The organism is Pseudomonas sp. TE12234, assembly GCF_054061835.1.
The window spans coordinates 450,562-466,882 of record NZ_JBSSEP010000001.1 but is presented as its reverse complement, the minus strand read 5'-3'; the positions used below and the strand labels follow the sequence as shown (position 1 = coordinate 466,882).

Here is a 16,321-nt window from a genome sequence, read left to right as displayed (position 1 = left end):
ACGAATCCCTCCTACGGGCGATGGGCCAAACCGGCCTGCCGTGTTAAACAGTGGCGCCAGGGAATCGCTGTCACACATAACAATAAGGAGACACCATGAAACGTAGCCTGACCGCTCTCGGTTTGCTGATCATCGCGCTCACCGCGGCGGGCGGCTGGTACGCCTACAGCAAGCAGCCGTCACGCCAGGGCATGGTGGAACTGCAACACCTGCAAGGTTCGGTCACCGTGCGCTACGACGAGCGTGGCGTGCCGCACATCCGCGCCGAAAACGAAACCGATCTTTACCGCGCCCTCGGCTACGTCCATGCCCAGGACCGCTTGTTCCAGATGGAAATCCTGCGTCGCCTGGCCCGTGGCGAGCTGGCCGAAGTGCTCGGGCCGAAACTGCTCGACACCGACAAGCTGATGCGCAGCCTGCGCATTCGCGAGCGCGCCGAAACCTACCTGGCGAACCTGGATAAACAATCGCCCGCCTTCATCGCCATGCAGGCTTATCTGGATGGCATCAACCAGTATCAGGACACTCACGCCAAACCCGTGGAGTTCGATGTACTGGGCATTCCCAAGCGCCCGTTCACGGCCCAGGACACCATCAGCATCGCCGGTTACATGGCCTACAGTTTTGCTGCGGCGTTTCGCACCGAGCCCCTGCTGACCTACGTGCGCGATCAGCTGGGCGCCGACTACCTGAACATCTTCGATCTCGACTGGCAGCCCAAGGGCGTATTGGCGAAGCGTCACAGTGGCGCGGCACCCGCACTCGCCGGCAGCGACTGGAAAGACCTCAACGCCCTCGCCCGCCTCAGTGAACAGGCGCTGGCCGACAATGGCCTGCCGCAATTCGAAGGCAGCAACGCCTGGGTCGTCGCCGGCAGCCGGACCCAAAGCGGCAAGCCGCTGCTGGCCGGCGACCCGCATATCCGCTTTTCCGCGCCCGCGGTGTGGTACGAAGCGCATCTCTCTGCGCCGGGGTTCGAACTCTACGGCCACTATCAGGCCTTGATGCCGTTCGCTTCGCTGGGCATGAACCGTGATTTCGGCTGGAGCATCACCATGTTCCAGAACGACGACCTCGACCTGATTGCCGAAAAGGTCAACCCGGACAACCCCAACCAGGTCTGGTACCACGGCAAGTGGGTGGACATGTCGACCAGCGAACAGCAAATCGCGGTCAAGGGTCAGGCTCCGGTCAAACTGGTGTTGCGCCAGTCGCCCCACGGCCCGATCGTCAACGATGCACTGGGCAGCGGCGTGGGCAAGACGCCAATCGCCATGTGGTGGGGTTTTCTCGAAAGCCAGAACCCGATCCTCGAGGGCTTCTATCAGCTCAACCGTGCCGACACCCTGGCCAAGGCACGCAGTGCTGCCGCCAAGGTCCAGGCCCCCGGCCTGAACATCGTCTGGGCCAACGCCAAGGGCGACATCGGCTGGTGGGCCGCAGCACAACTACCCAAGCGCCCTGCGGGTGTGCGCCCCGGCTTTATCCTCGACGGCAGCACGCCCGAGGCCGACAAGGACGGTTTCTATCCCTTCAGCGCCAACCCGCAGGAAGAAAACCCGGCGCGGGGGTACATCGTCTCGGCCAACTTCCAGCCGGTGTCACCGACGGGCATGGAGATCCCCGGTTATTACAACCTGGCCGACCGTGGTCAGCAGCTCAATCAACAACTCAGCGCCAAGGGCGTCAAGTGGGATCTGGAATCCAGCCAGAAGCTGCAACTGGGTACCACCACTGCCTACGGCCCGCGCGTGTTAGCGCCATTACTGCCGGTGTTGCGTGCAGTGGTGAGCGATCCCGCCGAACTGAAACTGGTGGAACAACTGGCTCAATGGAAGGGCGACTACCCGCTGGAATCCACCAGCGCCACGGTGTTCAACCAGTTTCTGTTCAATCTGGCTGACGCGACGATGCACGATGAATTGGGCAACGATTTCTTCGAAACACTGCTCTCGACCCGCGTGATCGACGCCGCGCTGCCGCGCCTGGCCGCCAGCCCCGACTCGCCGTGGTGGGACAATCGCAACACCCTTGGCAAGGAAACCCGGGCCGATACCGTCAAGGTTGCGTGGCAGGCCTGTATCGCCCACCTCAAGACCACCCTCGGTCCGGATTTCGCGCAATGGCAGTGGGGCAAGGCCCATACGCTGACCCACGGCCATCCGCTGGGGCAGCAAAAACCGCTGGACCTGATTTTCAACGTCGGCCCCTTCGCCGCGCCCGGCAGCCATGAAGTGCCGAACAACCTGTCAGCCAAGATCGGCCCGGCGCCCTGGCCGGTGACGTATGGCCCGTCGACCCGGCGCCTGATCGACTTCGCCGACCCGGCCCACAGCCTGACCGTCAACCCGGTCGGCCAGAGCGGCGTGCCGTTCGACAGCCACTACGACGATCAGGCCGAGTCGTACATCGAAGGCCTGTACTACCAGGCATATCTCAATGATGAAGAGGTCACGGCCAATACGCGCAGTACGTTGAAGCTGTTGCCGGCGCGAGGTGCTCAGTAAGATTTGTGTTGCCTGGACTGGCCTCATCGCGAGCAGGCTCGCTCCCACATTGATCCGGCGCACGCAGATCCATTGTGGGAGCTAGCCTGCTAGCGATAAGGCCAGCGAGAACAACGCAAATCCTGGCTTAAACCATCGCCGCAAAGTTCAGCCTGAACTGTTGCGGCGTCACTCCCAGCCTGCGATTGAACACACTGCGCATGTGCTGGGCATCGCGGAAGCCGCATTGATAGGCCACCGTCTTGAGCGGCGACCGGGTGCTTTCCAGCAGCACCCGTGCCGCGTCTACCCTGGCCCGCTCGACGAACTCGGCCGGGGTGATCTTCGCTTCCCTGGCAAACACTCTGGAAAAATTGCGCGCACTCATGTTGGCGGCATTGGCCAGGTCGGCGATGGTCAGGTCGCCGTTGAGGTTGGCCAACACGTAGTGCTGGACCATTGCCACCGCCGAGGTCGGTTCGGCGTGGGGAGCGAGGAACGGGCTGAACTGTGACTGGCCGCCCGAGCGCTGGGTGAACACCACCAGCCGCTTGGCCACGCTCAACGCCACTTCCGGCCCCTGGTCGCGACCCAGCAGGTACAACGACAAGTCGATCCCCGCCGTGACCCCCGCCGAGGTGTAAAGCTCGGCGTCCTGGACGTACAGGCGATCGGCTTCGACCCGAGTGGTCGGGCAAAGCGCCGCCAACGCTGGCGCATCGCTCCAATGGGTGGTCACCGTACGCCCCTGCAGCAAACCCGCCCGGGCGAGCATGAATGCGCCGTTGCAGATCGAGCCAAAGCGTTGCGCCCGCGCGCAGGCATCGCGCAGCCAGGCATCGAATGCCGCGCCGAAATTCATGAATGGCAACTGCGGCCCACCCGCCACCAGCAGCAAGTCGTAGCCCTGCAATGCTTCGCTGAAATGTCGATGGGCGTTGAGCGACAGGCCGTTGGAACACGCCATCGCGCCGCGCTCCACGCCTATCACTTCAATCTGATAATGATCCTTGGGGGCGAGGAATCGATTGGCTTCGGAAAACACATCCATGGGGCCAGTGACGTCCAGCGACTGCACACCTGCGAACACCACGATGGCAACGGTTTTACTCATGACGTGAATAGCCTTTTATGAATCGGATCACACCGTCTCCTGTAGGAGCGAGCCTGCTCGCGATAGACGTCAACGATGACGCGGGCTGCCTGGATGAACGCAGCGCTCTTGCGTGCATCGCGAGCAGGCTCGCTCCTACAGGGGCTGTGTGCAACCCTAGCCAATCCAGGCCCGACAAGCGAGGTTGGCGCGATATGTTCGCTCATTGGCCGGGATCGCAGCCATGGATCGATTGTCCGGTTTGGGGTGGACGAACAGACTGAACCCCTCAGCGCCGCCACGGCGTTCATCACGAGGGAACTCCCATGAGCACCACCATCGCCGGTATCAAAATCCCTGACAGCGCCTTGGCCAGAGCCACCACCGAATACATCCGCGACATCGAATCAGACCTGCTCTACCACCACTCGCGCCGGGTATTCCTGTTTGGTGCGCTGAGCGGTGAACGCAAGCAACTGGCCTATAACCCTGAGCTGTTGTACGTCGGCGCGATGTTCCATGACCTCGGCCTGGTGGAAGGCTATCGCAGTGACAGCGAACGCTTCGAAGTCGATGGCGCCAATGCGGCGGCCGCGTTCCTCAGGCCCTACGGGTTCAGCGATGACGACATCGAGCAGGTCTGGTTATCGATCGCCCTGCACACCACCCCTGGCGTGCCCCAACATTTGCGGCCTACCGTTGCGCTGGTGACGGCCGGTGTCGAGATGGACGTACTGGGGATGGACTACGCAGCGTTTCCCACCGCGCAGCGCGAAGCAGTGGTGCATGCGCATCCACGGGGTGAAGGATTCAAGGAATGCATCATCTGCGCCTTTGCCGACGGCTTGCGCCATCGCCCGCAGACCACGTTTGGCAACGTGAAGACGGATGTGCTGGTGGATCAGGAGCCGGGGTTCAAACCGATGAACTTTGTCGAGGTCATCCGCAAATCCCCTTGGGTTGCCTGACCTCCAAACAACCTGTGGGAGCGAGTCCGCTCGCGAAGGAGAGTCAGTCAACGAAGAGGTCGACTGGGAGTCCATCGCGAGCAGGCTCGCTCCTACAGTGGATCAGGGTCGGCCACGAAATTGTGGCCAACCCGACATCAAGCTCAAGCCGCTTCCGGTGCCTGCGCTCGACGCACGTCCGGTTGCTTCCACGAATCGGCAGCGCCTTCTTCGATGGCCTGCTGAATCGCCCGCTTGCGGCTTTCTTCGGCGCGGCGGCTGAAGAACCACACCAGGAACGTCATCAGCGATACCGCCAGCAGAATCAGACTGGCCACGGCGTTGATCTCCGGCTTCACGCCCAGGCGCACCGCCGAGAACACTTCCATCGGCAGGGTCGTGGACCCCGGACCCGACACGAAGCTCGCCAACACCAGGTCATCCAGGGACAGGGCGAAGGACATCATGCCGCCCGCGCCCAGGGATGGCGCGATCATCGGAATGGTGATCAGGAAGAACACCTTCCATGGCCGAGCACCGAGGTCCATGGCCGCTTCTTCGATGGACAGGTCCAGCTCACGCAAACGCGCCGAGACCACTACCGCCACATACGCCGCACAGAACGTGGTGTGAGCGATCCAGATGGTGACGATGCCGCGTTCCTGTGGCCAGCCGATCATCTGCGCCATGGCCACGAACAGCAGCAACAGCGACAGACCGGTGATCACCTCGGGCATGACCAGCGGCGCGGTCACCAGGCCGCCGAACAGCGTACGGCCCTTGAAGTGAGTGATACGGGTCAGGACGAACGCTGCCAGCGTACCCAGTGCCACCGCCGCCACCGCCGTGTAGCAGGCAATTTCCAGCGAGCGCACCACCGAGCCCATCAGTTGCGTGTTGTCGAGCAGGCCGACGTACCACTTGATCGACCAGCCGCCCCACACCGTCACCAGTTTCGAGGCGTTGAACGAGTAGATCACCAGGATCAGCATCGGCGCATAAATGAACAGCAGACCCAACACCAGCATCAAGCTGGAGAAACGGAAGCGCTTCATTCTTTACCCTCCATTTCCTTGGCCTGACTGCGGTTGAAGAGAATGATCGGCACAATCAGGATCGCCAGCATCACTACCGCCAGGGAAGAAGCCACCGGCCAGTCTCGGTTGTTGAAGAACTCTTGCCAGAGCACTTTACCGATCATCAGGGTTTCCGGACCACCGAGCAGTTCCGGGATCACGAACTCGCCCACCACCGGGATGAACACCAGCATGCAGCCGGCGATGATGCCGTTTTTCGACAGCGGAATCGTGATCTTCCAGAAGCTGTTGAAGTTGCTCGAACCCAGGTCCGACGCGGCTTCCAGCAAGCTTTGATCGTGCTTCACCAGGTTGGCGTAGAGCGGCAGGATCATGAACGGCAGGTAGGAATAAACCACGCCGATGTAGACCGCCAGGTTGGTGTTGAGGATCTGCAGCGGTTCGTTGATCCAGCCCATGCTCATCAGGAAACCGTTGAGCAGACCGTTGTTGCTGAGGATGCCCATCCACGCATACACGCGGATCAGGATCGCGGTCCAGGTCGGCATCATGATCAGCAGCACCAGCACCGTTTGCAGCTCTTTACGGGCGCTGGCGATGGCGTAGGCCATCGGATAGCCGATCAGCAGACAGAGGATGGTGCTGAAAAACGCCATCTTCAGCGAGCCGAGGTAGGCGGCGATGTACAGCTCGTCGCCAGCCAGCGTCGCGTAGTTGCCCAGGTTCAGCAGCAGCTGCAATTTCTGCTCGGCGTAGCTGTAGATCTCGGTGTACGGCGGAATGGCCACGTCGGCTTCGGCGAAGCTGATCTTCAGGACGATGAAGAACGGCAGCATGAAGAACAGGAACAGCCAGATGAAGGGAACCCCGATGACCAACTGGCGGCCACCGGGAATTATTCGACTGAAGCGGCGTTTGAGTTTGCGCATGTTCATGAGCGAAGTACCACGCCGCTGTCGTCTTCCCAGTACACGTACACCTGATCACCCCAGGTCGGCCGCTGGCCACGGCGTTCGGCGTTGGCGACGAAGGACTGGACGATCTTGCCGCTCGGCAGTTCGACGTAGAACACCGAGTGACCGCCCAGGTAAGCGATGTCGTGCACCTTGCCGCTGGACCAGTTGTATTCGCAGGTCGGCATGGTCGGAGTCACGAGCAGCTTTTCCGGACGAATCGCGTAGGTCACGGACTTGTCCTGCACCGAGGTGCTGATGCCGTGGCCGACATAGATCTGGCGGTCCAGGTCCTTGCAGGTGATGGTCGCGTGGCCTTCGGCATCGTCGATCACTTCACCGTCGAAGATGTTGACGTTGCCGATGAATTCGCAGACCAGGCGGCTGGTCGGGGTTTCGTAGATGTCGATCGGGCTGCCGATCTGGGCAATCCAGCCCAGGTGCATGATCGCGATGCGCTCGGCCATGGTCATGGCCTCTTCCTGGTCGTGGGTCACCATGACGCAGGTTACGCCGACGCGTTCGATGATCTCCACCAGCTCCAGCTGCATTTGCGAACGCAGCTTCTTGTCCAGTGCGCCCATCGGTTCGTCGAGCAGCAGCAGCTTCGGCCGCTTGGCCAGGGAACGGGCCAGGGCCACACGCTGACGCTGACCACCGGACAATTGATGGGGTTTGCGCTTGGCGTATTGGCTCATCTGCACCAGCTTGAGCATGTCGGCCACGCGTGCATCGATTTCAGCGGCCGGCAGCTTGTCCTGCTTGAGGCCGAAGGCGATGTTCTGCGCCACGGTCATGTGCGGGAACAACGCGTAGGACTGGAACATCATGTTGATCGGCCGCTCGTAGGGCGGCATGTCGGTGATGTCTACGCCATCGAGGAAGATCCGTCCTTCGGTTGGACGCTCGAAACCCGCGAGCATACGCAGCAAGGTGGATTTGCCCGATCCCGAACCGCCGAGCAGGGCGAAAATCTCGCCTTTCTTGATTTCCAGGGACACATCGTCCACGGCAATCGTCTCGTCGAACTTCTTCGTGACCCGGTCGATTTTGACCAGCACCTGTTTAGGTGACTGGTCGCCCTCGAGGGCTTTCTTATAGGCGCCGGAGGCAACTGCCATTTACGAAACTCCCAGAAAAAAAGAGTGCAGTTCGCTCAAGGTGAGCCAACCTTGGATAGTTTGAGCCTTGAAGCTATTTACCCGACTTGACCTTGGTCCAGCTGCGGGTCATCAAACGTTGAATGTTTGGTGGTAACTCGATAGACACGTAAGTCTTGTCGAGCACGGCTTGCGGTGGATAAACCGCTTCGTCGGTGCGAATGGACTGTTCCATCAGTTTGTCCGACCCCGGGTTAGGGTTGGCGTAGCCGACGTAATCACTGACCTGGGCGATAACCTCAGGTTTCAGCAAATAGTTGATGAACGCGTGGGCCTCTTTGACGTTGGCCGAATCTTTCGGAATCGCCAGCATGTCGAACCATAGTGCGCCGCCTTCTTTGGGAATGGTGTAGGCGATCTTCACGCCTTTCTTGGCTTCTTCGGCACGGTTGCGTGCCTGGAACATGTCGCCGGAGAAGCCGACCGCGATGCAGATATCGCCGTTGGCCAGGTCGGTGATGTATTTCGACGAATGGAAGTAGGTCACGTAAGGCCGCACTGCCAGCAACTTGGCTTCAGCCTTTTTGTAATCTTCGGGGTTGGTGCTGTTGGCGTTCAGGCCCATGTAGTTGAGAACGGTGGGCATCATTTCGTCAGCGGAGTCGAGGAACGCTACACCGCAGCTCTGCAGCTTCTTGATGTTTTCCGGCTCGAACAACACCGCCCAGGAATCGATCGAATCGACGCCCAGCACGGCCTTGATCTTGTCGACGTTGTAGCCGATGCCGTTGGTGCCCCAGAGGTACGGTACGGCGTACTGGTTGCCCGGATCGTTCTGCTCCAGGCGCTTGAGCAGCGCCGGATCAAGGTTGCCGTAGTTCGTCAGCAGTTTCTTGTCGAGCTTCTGGAAAGCGCCGGCCTTGATCTGCTTGCCAAGGAAGTGGTTGGACGGCACGACCACGTCGTACCCGGTGCGCCCGGCCAGCAACTTGCCTTCCAGGGTTTCGTTGGAGTCGAAAACGTCATAAACCGGTTTAATGCCGGTCTCTTTCTGAAAGTCCGCCAGGGTGGTCTGCCCGATGTAATCCGACCAATTATAAACATGCACAGTACCGGCGGCCTGGGCATTGACGGCAAGCGTCAACCCGGCAGCAGCCAGCAAGGCATTGCGCAAAAAAGAAAAAATAGGCAAGTGGAGGTCCTCTAAAATTAGTTGGGCCCAAGTTGCCCCGCGTTACATGACAGCCATGGCTGCCTGGCAACAAAACCGGCGCGCAACTTACCCTCGAAAAACCGTTCCAGCAAAACTTTTATGCAGTTACCTGTAGGAGCGAGCCCGCTCGCAATGGCCGTCAAGGATGACGCTGGGTGCCTGACACCTCGCGGCGCTATCAGACTCATCGCGAGCAAGCTCACTCCTACAAGGTTTTACCCATTACTTACCGGATTTGATCGTGGTCCAGCTGCGAGTCAGGATCCGCTGGGTCGCGGCCGGCAAGTCGGCAATCGCGTACAGCTTGGCCTGCACATCCGCTGGCGGGTAGATGCCTGGATCGCTGGTGATGTCTTTATCAACCAGTGGCGTGGCAGCCGCGTTACCGTTCGGGAAGCGCACGGCGTTGGTGATTGCAGCCATGACTTCCGGCTTCTGCAGGTAGGTCATGAATTTGTAGGCGCCTTCGACGTTTTCGGCATCTTTAGGGATGGCGACCATGTCGTAGAAGCTGCCCGCACCTTCTTTCGGAATGTTGTAGCTGACTTTCACCTTGTCACCGGCTTCAGCCGCGCGGGACTTGGCCTGGTACACGTCACCCGAATAACCCACGGCTACGCAGATGTTGCCGTTGGCCAGGTCGGAGATGTACTTGGAAGAGTGGAAGTAGGCGATCGAAGGACGAACCTTGAGCAGCAGCGCCTGAGCCTTGTCGATGTCATCTTTCTTCTGGCTGTCGGTTGGCAGGCCCAGGTAATGCAGCGCCACCGGAATCATCTCGGTCGGCGAATCCAGCAGGCTGATACCGCACGACTTCAGCTTGGCGGCGTTTTCAGGCTTGAAGATCAGATCCCAGGAGTTGGTCGGTGCGTCGGCACCCAGTGCAGCCTTGACCTTCTCGGCGTTGAAGCCGATACCGATCGAACCCCACATGTACGGGAAGGCGTGTTCGTTGCCTGGGTCGCTCACCGCTACGGCCTTGAGCAGGTCCGGGTTCAGGTTTTTCCAGTTAGGCAGCTTGGACTTGTCCAGCTTCTGGTAAACACCGGCCTTGATCTGCTTGGCCAGGAAGTTGTTCGACGGTACAACGATGTCGTAGCCGGACTTGCCTGCCAGCAACTTCGCTTCCAGGGTTTCGTTACTGTCGAAAACGTCATACACGACTTTGATGCCGGACTCTTTTTCGAAGTTCGCGATAGTGTCCGGAGCAATGTAGTCGGACCAGTTGTACACGTGCAGAACTTTGTCATCGGCCTGAACCGCGCCCGCCATAATGCCCATCAGGGACATGGCGAGAAGAGTCTTGCCAGCAAACTTTTTGCCTAATGCCTTCATGCGTGATGCTCCAAATTTTTCTTTTTTGAACCACTAAGTTCAGCGGCCGAACCCGGGCAACTGGAACCGCGGCTAGTCTGGCAAGTTCCGAGGCGGTCTTTCAACAAAAGGCCACCCTTTATGGCTGCTCTGAGCGAAAGTTTCATACTTGCGCTCAGAGCCTAGCACTTAGCCCTGCAATGCACTCAGGGTCAGGTCCAGGCACTTGCGTGCCTTGGTCACTAGCTCATCGATTTCCGCCAGTGTGATCACCAGCGGCGGAGCGATGATCATGGTATCGCCCACGGCGCGCATGATCAGGCCGTTGTCGAAGCAGAACTGCCGGCAGATCATGCCAACGCCCTTGCCTTCGTAGCGCTTGCGAGTGGCCTTGTCCTGCACCAGCTCGATAGCCCCCAACAGACCCACACCACGAACTTCGCCCACCAATGGGTGATCATTCAGTTCCCGCAAGCGTTTCTGCAAATACGGTGCCGTTTCGTTGTGTACGCGCTCGATAATTTTTTCGTCGCGCAGGATGCGGATGTTTTCCAGCGCCACCGCAGCCGCCACCGGGTGCCCGGAGTACGTGAAACCGTGGTTGAAATCGCCGCCTTCATTGAGCACTGCCACCACTTCGTCGCGCACGATCAGGCCACCCATGGGGATGTAGCCGGAGGTCAGGCCTTTGGCGATGGTCATCATGTCGGGCTTGAGGCCGTAGAAATCGGAACCGAACCACTCGCCGGTGCGGCCGAAACCACAGATCACTTCGTCTGCCACGAACAGGATGTCGTACTTGGCGAGGATTTCCTTGATGCGCGGCCAGTAGGTGTCTGGCGGAATGATCACGCCGCCGGCGCCCTGGATCGGTTCGGCAATAAAGGCGCCCACGTTGTCGACGCCGATTTCCAGAATTTTCTCTTCGAGCTGGTTGGCCGCCCAGACACCGAACTCTTCCGGCGTCATGTCGCCGCCTTCGGCGAACCAGTACGGCTGGGCGATGTGGACGATGCCCGGGATCGGCAAGTCGCCTTGTTCGTGCATGTAGGTCATGCCACCCAGGCTCGCGCCGGCCACGGTGGAACCGTGATAGCCGTTCTTGCGGCTGATGATGACTTTCTTGTTCGGCTGGCCCTTGATCGCCCAATAGTGGCGAACCATACGCAGCATGGTGTCGTTGCCTTCAGAGCCGGAACCGGTGAAGAACACGTGGTTCATGCCTTCAGGCGCGATATCGGCGATGGCTTTGGCCAGTTCCAGCACCGGCGGGTGAGCGGTCTGGAAGAACAGGTTGTAGTACGGCAGTTCGCGCATTTGCTTGCTGGCGGCATCGGCCAGTTCATCGCGACCGTAACCGATGGCCACGCACCACAGGCCGGCCATGCCGTCGAGGATCTTGTTGCCTTCGCTGTCCCACAGGTAAACGCCTTTGGCGTTGGTGATGATCCGCGGGCCTTTCTCTTTCAACTGCTTGAAGTCGCTGAACGGGGCCAGGTGGTGGTCACTGCTCAGGGCTTGCCATTCACGGGTTTGCGGGTTGTTGCTGGTCATACCAATCTCCTAAAAAAATCAGGTGGAGGCGCCGTTTGATCACAACGACGCCCGGCGCGTCAGACGGCAAAAAGCAGGAATTCCCGTTCCCACGAACTGATCACGCGCTTGAAGTTTTCATGCTCGGCCCGCTTGACCGCGACGTAGCCAGTGATGAAATTTTTGCCCAGGTATTTCGCGATGGTCGCGCTGTTTTCCATGCGTTCCAGCGCGTCCTCGATGGTCAGTGGCAGGCGCAGGTTGCGGCGCTCATAGCCACGGCCCACCACCGGAGCACTCGGGTTCAGGCCTTCGACCATGCCGATGTAACCGCAGAGCAGGCTCGCGGCGATCGCCAGGTACGGGTTGGCATCGGCGCCCGGCAAGCGGTTTTCCACCCGACGGTTATGCGGCCCGGCATCCGGAACCCGCAGGCCCACGGTGCGGTTCTCTTCGCCCCATTCAACGTTCACCGGTGCCGAAGTGTCCGGCAGGAAGCGGCGGAACGAGTTCACGTTGGGCGCGAACAGCGGCAACAGCTCGGGAATCAGTTTCTGCAAGCCACCGATGTGGTGCAGGAACAACTGGCTCATGGTCCCGTCTTCATTGGAGAAGATGTTCTTGCCGGTTTCGATGTCGATGATGCTCTGGTGCAAGTGCATGGCACTGCCCGGCTCGCCGGTCATGGGCTTGGCCATGAAGGTGGCGGCCACGTCATGCTTGAGCGCCGCTTCGCGCATGGTGCGCTTGAACACCAGGATCTGGTCGGCCAGGGACAGGGCATCACCGTGACGGAAGTTGATTTCCATCTGCGCCGTGCCGTCCTCGTGGATCAGCGTGTCGAGGTCCAGGTCCTGCAGTTCGCACCAGTCATAGACGTCTTCGAACAGCGGATCGAATTCGTTGGCCGCTTCAATGGAAAACGATTGGCGACCGGTTTCAGGGCGTCCGGAACGACCGATCGGCGGCTGCAGCGGGTAATCCGGGTCATCGCTGCGCTTGGTCAGGTAGAACTCCATTTCCGGCGCGACGATGGGCTGCCAGCCCTTGTCGGAATAGAGTTTCAGGACTTTCTTCAGCACGTTGCGCGGCGACAGCTCGATCGGGTTGCCTTGCTTGTCGTAGGTGTCGTGAATGACGATGGCGGTGGGCTCGATGGCCCAAGGCACCAGGTACACCGCGTTCTGGTCGGGACGGCAGACCATGTCGATGTCGGCCGGATCAAGCAGCTCGTAATAGATGTCGTCTTCGACGTAATCGCCGGTCACGGTCTGCAGCAGCACGCTCTCTGGCAGGCGCATGCCTTTTTCCGCGATGAATTTGTTGGTCGGCGAAATCTTGCCCCGGGTGATCCCGGTCAAGTCGGCGATCATGCATTCGACTTCTGTGATCTTGTGGTCTTTCAACCAATCGGTGAGCTGGTCGAGGTTGTTACTCATAAATGCCTCTAGGCTTTGAGTTTCCCGACTCTTGCATGAGCCAGGCGATGTTTGACGCATCGGCGTCGCGTTGAAATTCCAGTGTACGAAAGGCTATCGTGTTTTTTCGCACCACGCGGCAAATGCCGGGCGTGCAGAATCGCAAGCGGTGCCCAAGGCAATGGAGGCGCCGCTATTGTGAATCGGTTCTATATTGAATGGAGTAACCGTAATGGGGGTGACATCAGGGCTGTCCAGAATATCGGACGCCAATGGTCGACTCGCCAGGGACGGAAGAATCACCGGCAGTCCCGGAGCCGTGAAGGCTGCGACGCTGACGTCAATGTCGCCACTGATGTGATAAGCATGCAGACCGATCTGCCTAGAGCAGTCGGTGACGCCGATTAACGGCAGGCGAGACATGAAGCACCCCGGTATTATTGCTGTTATGGGTTTGATTCGAGCTTAGCCTTGTTCATTTTTTTACACAACACCCCCGTAAAAAATACAACACGGCCCGCTCAAGCCTGCATACGGCATAGCGCTCAAGGGCATAAAAACGCCCCAAAGTGCTTCAAAAAAGCCACACGAGCGCTTTTTTAGGGCAAAAACGGCCTCGCTTGACTTCGGCATGCCGTTCGGGTTGACTGGAATCCGAAGAGATCAATGATTGATATTTTTAACAACAAAGGTGTTGCATCATGTCGGTACCCCCGCGTGCCGTTCAGCTTAACGAAGCGAACGCGTTCCTTAAGGAACATCCTGAGGTTCTGTACGTTGACCTTCTGATTGCGGATATGAATGGTGTGGTGCGCGGCAAGCGCATCGAACGCACCAGCCTCCACAAGGTTTACGAGAAAGGCATCAACCTGCCGGCCTCTCTATTTGCTCTGGATATCAATGGCTCTACGGTGGAAAGCACCGGCCTGGGCCTGGACATCGGCGATGCTGACCGAATCTGCTATCCAATCCCCGACACCCTGTGCAATGAGCCATGGCAGAAGCGCCCGACCGCGCAACTGTTGATGACCATGCACGAACTCGAAGGTGACCCTTTCTTCGCCGACCCGCGCGAAGTGCTGCGACAAGTCGTAACCAAGTTCGATGAGCTGGGCCTGACCATCTGCGCCGCGTTCGAACTGGAGTTCTACCTGATCGACCAGGAGAACGTGAACGGCCGCCCACAACCACCGCGCTCCCCGATCTCCGGCAAACGCCCGCACTCGACACAGGTTTACCTGATCGACGACCTCGACGAATACGTCGACTGCCTCCAGGACATTCTGGAAGGTGCGAAAGAACAAGGCATCCCGGCCGACGCCATCGTCAAGGAAAGCGCCCCGGCGCAGTTCGAAGTGAACCTGCACCACGTGGCCGACCCGATCAAGGCATGCGACTACGCGGTCCTGCTCAAGCGCCTGATCAAGAACATCGCCTACGACCATGAAATGGACACCACCTTCATGGCCAAGCCTTATCCAGGCCAGGCAGGCAATGGTCTGCACGTCCACATCTCGATTCTCGACAAAGACGGCAAAAACATTTTTGCCAGTGAGGATCCCGAGCAGAACGCCGCACTGCGTCACGCGATCGGCGGTGTGCTCGAGACCCTACCGGCGCAGATGGCTTTCCTCTGCCCGAACGTCAACTCCTACCGTCGTTTCGGCGCACAGTTCTACGTGCCGAACTCGCCAAGCTGGGGCCTGGACAACCGCACTGTTGCCCTGCGCGTGCCGACCGGTTCCGCCGACGCGGTCCGCCTGGAACACCGCGTGGCCGGCGCCGACGCCAACCCATACCTGCTGATGGCTTCGGTCCTGGCAGGCGTGCACCACGGCCTGGTCAACAAGATCGAGCCGGGCGCGCCAGTGGAAGGCAACAGCTACGAGCAGAACGAGCAAAGCCTGCCGAACAACCTGCGTGATGCCTTGCGCGAGCTGGACGACAGCGAAGTCATGGCCAAGTACATCGATCCGAAATACATCGATATCTTCGTGGCCTGTAAAGAGAGCGAGCTGGAAGAGTTCGAACACTCCATCTCCGACCTCGAGTACAACTGGTACCTGCATACCGTGTAAGCGATTGCAGTGAAAAGAACGCCGCAGGCTTTACAGCTTGCGGCGTTTTTTTATGGCCGCCTGCGGCGGATCGCTGGCAAGCCAGCTCCCACAGTTGATCTCCAGTGAACATAAATTCCGTGTACACCGGAAATTTCTGTGGGAGCTGGCCTGCCAGCGATGGCGGCCGACGAGACAACACGCAACCCCGCTCGTACAATGCCCGCTGCCCCGCAGGAGACCTCAATGACACGCCTAGCCACCCCCCGCAAACCCCGCGCACGCAGCCAGGCCCGGATCGATTCGATACTCGATGCGGCCCGCACGCTGCTGGCCGCCGAGGGCGTGGCCAGTCTGTCGATCTACAGCGTGGCTGAGCGTGCGGAGATCCCGCCCTCCTCCGTCTACCACTTCTTCGCCAGCGTCCCGGCCCTGCTCGAAGCCCTGACCGCCGATGTCCACGCCGCGTTCCGCGCCTGCCTGCAAGCGCCCATCGACCATCAGGCGCTGAGCAGCTGGCGGGATCTGTCGCGCCTGGTGGAACAGCGCATGCTCGAGATCTACAGCGAAGACGCCGCCGCCCGCCAACTCATTCTTGCCCAACACGGCCTGACCGAGGTCACCCAGGCCGATCGTCAGCACGACATCGAATTGGGCGACCTGATGCACAAACTGTTCGACCACCACTTCGAACTGCCGAAGCTGCCGGGCGATGTCGATGTATTTGCGCTGGCCATGGAGCTCGGCGATCGGGTCTATGCGCGTTCGGTCCAGCAGCACGGACAGATCACGCCGCGCATGGCTGAAGAAGGGATGCGGGTGTTTGATGCTTACCTTGGGCTGTATTTGCCGCCCTATCTGCCCAAGCGCGATCTTTAACGAACAAAAAACCCCGAAGGGCTCAAACCCTTCGGGGTTGTTGTTTGCGCGCACGGCTTACAACTTGGCGATCGACACCTCGGTGGATTTCACGAATGCGATCACTTCGCTGCCGACGGCCAGCTCCAGCTCTTTCACCGAACGCGTGGTGATCACCGAAGTGACGATGCCGGAAGCGGTTTGCACGTCGATTTCCGACAGCACGTCGCCGAGAACGATTTCCTTGATGGAGCCTTTGAACTGGTTGCGAACGTTGATGGCTTTGATCGTCATGATGTTGATTCCTGTCGT

General features: G+C 59.6%; 14 protein-coding genes. 4 read left to right on the top strand and 10 right to left on the bottom strand.

The genetic code is table 11. The features are described from left to right. Positions 1-95: 95 nt before the first annotated feature. Positions 96-2,507, top strand: coding sequence for a penicillin acylase family protein (locus ACVWYU_RS02185; protein WP_457371804.1), 2,412 nt, complete (start codon positions 96-98; stop codon positions 2,505-2,507). A gap of 127 nt (positions 2,508-2,634) precedes the next feature. On the opposite strand, the gene ACVWYU_RS02180 is transcribed toward ACVWYU_RS02185, so the two are convergent. Then, on the bottom strand, positions 2,635-3,600 hold the full coding sequence (locus tag ACVWYU_RS02180; RefSeq protein WP_457371803.1) for a GlxA family transcriptional regulator: 966 nt from the start codon (positions 3,598-3,600) through the stop codon (positions 2,635-2,637). Positions 3,601-3,905: 305 nt separating this feature from the next. Between ACVWYU_RS02180 and ACVWYU_RS02175 the strand changes: the two genes are divergently transcribed. Continuing rightward, on the top strand, positions 3,906-4,547 hold the full coding sequence (locus tag ACVWYU_RS02175) for an HD domain-containing protein (RefSeq protein WP_247254408.1): 642 nt from the start codon (positions 3,906-3,908) through the stop codon (positions 4,545-4,547). A gap of 143 nt (positions 4,548-4,690) precedes the next feature. Here the strand turns inward: ACVWYU_RS02175 and ACVWYU_RS02170 are convergent, their stop codons facing one another. From ACVWYU_RS02170 to ACVWYU_RS02135, 8 genes are all read right to left on the bottom strand, one after another. Continuing rightward, complete coding sequence (locus tag ACVWYU_RS02170; RefSeq protein WP_090326320.1) at positions 4,691-5,581, bottom strand: ABC transporter permease subunit; 891 nt, start codon at positions 5,579-5,581, stop codon at positions 4,691-4,693. Continuing rightward, a complete protein-coding gene (locus ACVWYU_RS02165; protein WP_174552510.1) occupies positions 5,578-6,459 on the bottom strand; it encodes an ABC transporter permease subunit in 882 nt (293 codons plus the stop codon). Before ACVWYU_RS02165 ends, ACVWYU_RS02170 begins: the two co-directional genes overlap by 4 nt. 35 nt (positions 6,460-6,494) lie before the next feature. Further along, positions 6,495-7,637, bottom strand: a complete 1,143-nt coding sequence (locus ACVWYU_RS02160) for an ABC transporter ATP-binding protein (RefSeq protein ID WP_090326325.1) — start codon at positions 7,635-7,637, stop codon at positions 6,495-6,497. 73 nt (positions 7,638-7,710) lie between these two features. Next, positions 7,711-8,808, bottom strand: coding sequence for a polyamine ABC transporter substrate-binding protein (locus tag ACVWYU_RS02155; protein WP_457371802.1), 1,098 nt, complete (start codon positions 8,806-8,808; stop codon positions 7,711-7,713). Between the two features lie 243 nt (positions 8,809-9,051). Beyond that, positions 9,052-10,164 (bottom strand): polyamine ABC transporter substrate-binding protein, encoded by a 1,113-nt coding sequence (locus ACVWYU_RS02150; protein WP_457371801.1) that lies wholly within the window; start codon positions 10,162-10,164, stop codon positions 9,052-9,054. A gap of 168 nt (positions 10,165-10,332) precedes the next feature. Continuing rightward, the gene (locus ACVWYU_RS02145) at positions 10,333-11,697 is read right to left on the bottom strand and encodes an aspartate aminotransferase family protein (protein WP_090326331.1); all 1,365 of its coding nucleotides are present in this window, start codon (positions 11,695-11,697) and stop codon (positions 10,333-10,335) included. 59 nt (positions 11,698-11,756) lie between these two features. Beyond that, complete coding sequence (locus tag ACVWYU_RS02140) at positions 11,757-13,115, bottom strand: glutamine synthetase family protein (protein ID WP_247254406.1); 1,359 nt, start codon at positions 13,113-13,115, stop codon at positions 11,757-11,759. A 93-nt stretch (positions 13,116-13,208) separates the two neighbouring features. Beyond that, complete coding sequence (locus tag ACVWYU_RS02135) at positions 13,209-13,517, bottom strand: glutamine amidotransferase (RefSeq protein ID WP_390957633.1); 309 nt, start codon at positions 13,515-13,517, stop codon at positions 13,209-13,211. Between the two features lie 278 nt (positions 13,518-13,795). Between ACVWYU_RS02135 and ACVWYU_RS02130 the strand changes: the two genes are divergently transcribed. Both ACVWYU_RS02130 and ACVWYU_RS02125 read left to right on the top strand, forming a co-directional pair. Then, positions 13,796-15,172, top strand: a complete 1,377-nt coding sequence (locus ACVWYU_RS02130; RefSeq protein WP_090326336.1) for a glutamine synthetase family protein — start codon at positions 13,796-13,798, stop codon at positions 15,170-15,172. 225 nt (positions 15,173-15,397) lie between these two features. Next, entirely contained in the window at positions 15,398-16,030 is a 633-nt protein-coding gene (locus tag ACVWYU_RS02125) for a TetR/AcrR family transcriptional regulator (protein ID WP_457371800.1), read from the top strand. Positions 16,031-16,087: 57 nt separating this feature from the next. Here the strand turns inward: ACVWYU_RS02125 and ACVWYU_RS02120 are convergent, their stop codons facing one another. Then, positions 16,088-16,303 (bottom strand): TOBE domain-containing protein, encoded by a 216-nt coding sequence (locus ACVWYU_RS02120; protein WP_007967989.1) that lies wholly within the window; start codon positions 16,301-16,303, stop codon positions 16,088-16,090. Positions 16,304-16,321: the final 18 nt, after the last annotated feature.

Bases quoted from the DNA above. Each gene is read 5' to 3' on its own strand.
- ACVWYU_RS02170 (WP_090326320.1), bottom strand. From the start codon at position 5,581: ATGAAGCGCTTCCGTTTCTCCAGCTTGATGCTGGTGTTGGGTCTGCTG.
- ACVWYU_RS02180 (WP_457371803.1), bottom strand. From the start codon at position 3,600: ATGAGTAAAACCGTTGCCATCGTGGTGTTCGCAGGTGTGCAGTCGCTG.
- ACVWYU_RS02135 (WP_390957633.1), bottom strand. From the start codon at position 13,517: ATGTCTCGCCTGCCGTTAATCGGCGTCACCGACTGCTCTAGGCAGATC.
- ACVWYU_RS02140 (WP_247254406.1), bottom strand. From the start codon at position 13,115: ATGAGTAACAACCTCGACCAGCTCACCGATTGGTTGAAAGACCACAAG.
- ACVWYU_RS02130 (WP_090326336.1), top strand. From the start codon at position 13,796: ATGTCGGTACCCCCGCGTGCCGTTCAGCTTAACGAAGCGAACGCGTTC.
- ACVWYU_RS02160 (WP_090326325.1), bottom strand. From the start codon at position 7,637: ATGGCAGTTGCCTCCGGCGCCTATAAGAAAGCCCTCGAGGGCGACCAG.
- ACVWYU_RS02120 (WP_007967989.1), bottom strand. From the start codon at position 16,303: ATGACGATCAAAGCCATCAACGTTCGCAACCAGTTCAAAGGCTCCATC.
- ACVWYU_RS02145 (WP_090326331.1), bottom strand. From the start codon at position 11,697: ATGACCAGCAACAACCCGCAAACCCGTGAATGGCAAGCCCTGAGCAGT.
- ACVWYU_RS02125 (WP_457371800.1), top strand. From the start codon at position 15,398: ATGACACGCCTAGCCACCCCCCGCAAACCCCGCGCACGCAGCCAGGCC.
- ACVWYU_RS02175 (WP_247254408.1), top strand. From the start codon at position 3,906: ATGAGCACCACCATCGCCGGTATCAAAATCCCTGACAGCGCCTTGGCC.
- ACVWYU_RS02150 (WP_457371801.1), bottom strand. From the start codon at position 10,164: ATGAAGGCATTAGGCAAAAAGTTTGCTGGCAAGACTCTTCTCGCCATG.
- ACVWYU_RS02185 (WP_457371804.1), top strand. From the start codon at position 96: ATGAAACGTAGCCTGACCGCTCTCGGTTTGCTGATCATCGCGCTCACC.